Annotated in this window: 2 protein-coding genes; both read left to right on the top strand. The window is 66.3% G+C overall.

The annotated features are described in order from the left end of the window. Window positions 1–452 precede the first annotated feature (452 nt). Complete coding sequence (gene mycP / locus ACZ4SA_RS36810) at window positions 453–1874, top strand: type VII secretion-associated serine protease mycosin (protein WP_468283189.1); 1422 nt, start codon at window positions 453–455, stop codon at window positions 1872–1874. Further along, window positions 1847–2233 carry a hypothetical protein gene (locus tag ACZ4SA_RS36805; RefSeq protein ID WP_468283186.1) on the top strand — a complete coding sequence of 129 codons (387 nt, stop codon included), beginning with the start codon at window positions 1847–1849 and terminating at the stop codon, window positions 2231–2233. The genes mycP and ACZ4SA_RS36805 overlap by 28 nt, the downstream gene beginning before the upstream one ends. Window positions 2234–2285 lie beyond the last annotated feature (52 nt).

Raw genomic sequence — 2285 nt, 5'->3', positions numbered from 1 at the left:
GAGGTACGACAAGCGGGCGTATGTCTTCCACGGCACGGTCACCGTCGCAGCCATCCGCTTATGGCTCCGCACATGATCCGCCGGACAGGACCTAGTGGGCACATGGGAGGCGGCGCCTCACAGCAGGGTGGAGCACCCGCAGGTCGCCGACTCGCCCGGGAAACGGGTGGGATCGTCGGCGGCACACCGCAGCAGACCGGCCACTCGGTTTCGCGCCCCTTCACCCCGGGTGGCACCGAGCTTGTGTCGGGCGCTCACGGCGCTACCTCTGGCCGGCCCGGGATGGCAGCAACTCCTCAAGGGGCGAATCGTTCGACGGGTAGCCGCGACGGCCGCGACGGCACTCGGCCGGAGTACCTCACTGAGGACGAAGAGACCTGGAGGCAGAATGATCGTCGTGTTGTGCCACCGGTCATCGAGTGATCACGCCCAGAAGCCGTAAGAGGGATCAGATGAACCCCACGAGCAGTCGACCAACGAGGCGTCGTACTGTCCTTTCTGTAGTAGCGGCACTGATGTTGACCGGAGCTGCCAGCGCGCCGGCTCACGCGGACACGGTGCGGGACGAGCAGTGGCATCTCGAAGCGATGCATGCGGAGGAGATGTGGGAGGCGAGCACGGGGCGCGGCATCACGGTGGCCGTGATCGACTCCGGTGTCGACGACTCGCTGGCTGATCTGCGCGGGCAGGTCCTTGACGGTGTGGACTACTCCGGGCTGAAGGGCGATGAGCACACGGACCAGGAGGGGCATGGCACGGGCATGGCTGCGCTCATTGCTGCAACGGGGGCGCGTGGAAAGGCAAAGGGTTCGCACGGTTTGGCGCCCGGCGTCAAGATCCTCCCGATCAAGATGCCTTACCCCCGAGGCGAACTCGACTTCGGCAGCCTGAACTCTGAGCCGAACCGTGCCAAGAGTATGGCCAAGGCGATCCGCTACGCGGCTGATTCCGAAGCACGGATCATCAGCATCTCCATGGGCGCAGTGGCTGCAGGTGCCAAGGACGGCGGCCCGTCAGAGATCACTTCGGCGGTCAGGTACGCCCTGGAGAAGGGCAAGTTGATCTTTTCGGCAGTGGGCAATAGTGGCCACACGACTAATGTCGTCGAGTACCCATCGGGGACGCCCGGGGTCGTAGGTGTGGCAGGTGTCGACGAAAAGGCCAAGCCCCTCAAGATCGCTCAGTGGGGCCCCCAGGTCGACCTTGCGGCACCCGGCAAGGACATGGTCAGGGCCTGCCCCGGCGGCACCCAGCTTTGCGAAGGCACTGGCACGAGTGGTGCCACCGCCCTCGCCTCCGCATCCGCCGCCCTCATCTGGTCGCAGCACCCGGACTGGACCAACAACCAGGTGCTACGTGTCCTGATGCAAACCGCCAGCGGCAACGAAGACGGCCTCAGCCGGGACGACGTCGTCGGCTACGGCGTCATCCGCCCGCGTATCGCGCTGAAGACCCCGGGCGACCCGGGCCCTGCCGACGAGTACCCGATCCCCGACTTCAGCTACGCCGAAGCCAAGTCGCCGGCCCCGAAGCCGAAGCCCTTCGAACCGGCGGTCGGCGCCGAGCAGCCCGCGGCCCCGCCGACCGCAACCAATGCGAACTCCGGCTCGACGCCCGTCTGGATCGCCGCAGGCATCGGCGCCGCCGCCCTCCTCGGCGCCGCCATCGCCGTCCCGGTGATGCGCACCCGCCGCAGGGGAGGAGAAACGCAGCCTGCCCTGGTCGCCCCCGCCGCGCCACAGCCGCACGGCGGTCAATCGTCATACCTGCCGACTTCCATGCCGCCCCAGGATCCCTACCTGCGGCAGCCTCACACCACCAACCGCCATGAACACGGGGGAACGCGATGGCCTGGGACGAATGGGAAAAACTGAAGGCCGAGGCGGCGGCTCGCCATGAGAGTCGCATGCAATTGAACGGCACCGATGGCCCGGGTGGCACAGCCGATGCGGCTGACCTCAAGACCGGCTCATCGGGCCAAAGTGCCGCGGTCAAGGCACTGGTGGAGCGGATAGGTCCCGGAGTGAACAAGGCCGGCGTCTATGCCGATGAGGATACGAACGCCGCGGAACGCGCGTTCAATGGGTGGGCGACAGGGGCTGGTCTCAAGGACGCTCACGAGGAGTGGGCGCTGCAGGTCAACAACCTGAAGGCGCGTCTGGCTCAGGATCAGTTCGCCCTCAGCAAGACTAAGAGCTTGTCTCACATGGTGAGGTTGGCCAGCTTCTTGTAGCAGGTCAGTACCGCTGCGAGGCCGAGGAAAGCCAGGAAGTGTGTGCCCTTCC

Source organism: Streptomyces sp. NPDC027962 (assembly GCF_055566095.1).
This window is presented reverse-complemented; position numbering and strand designations above follow the sequence as displayed.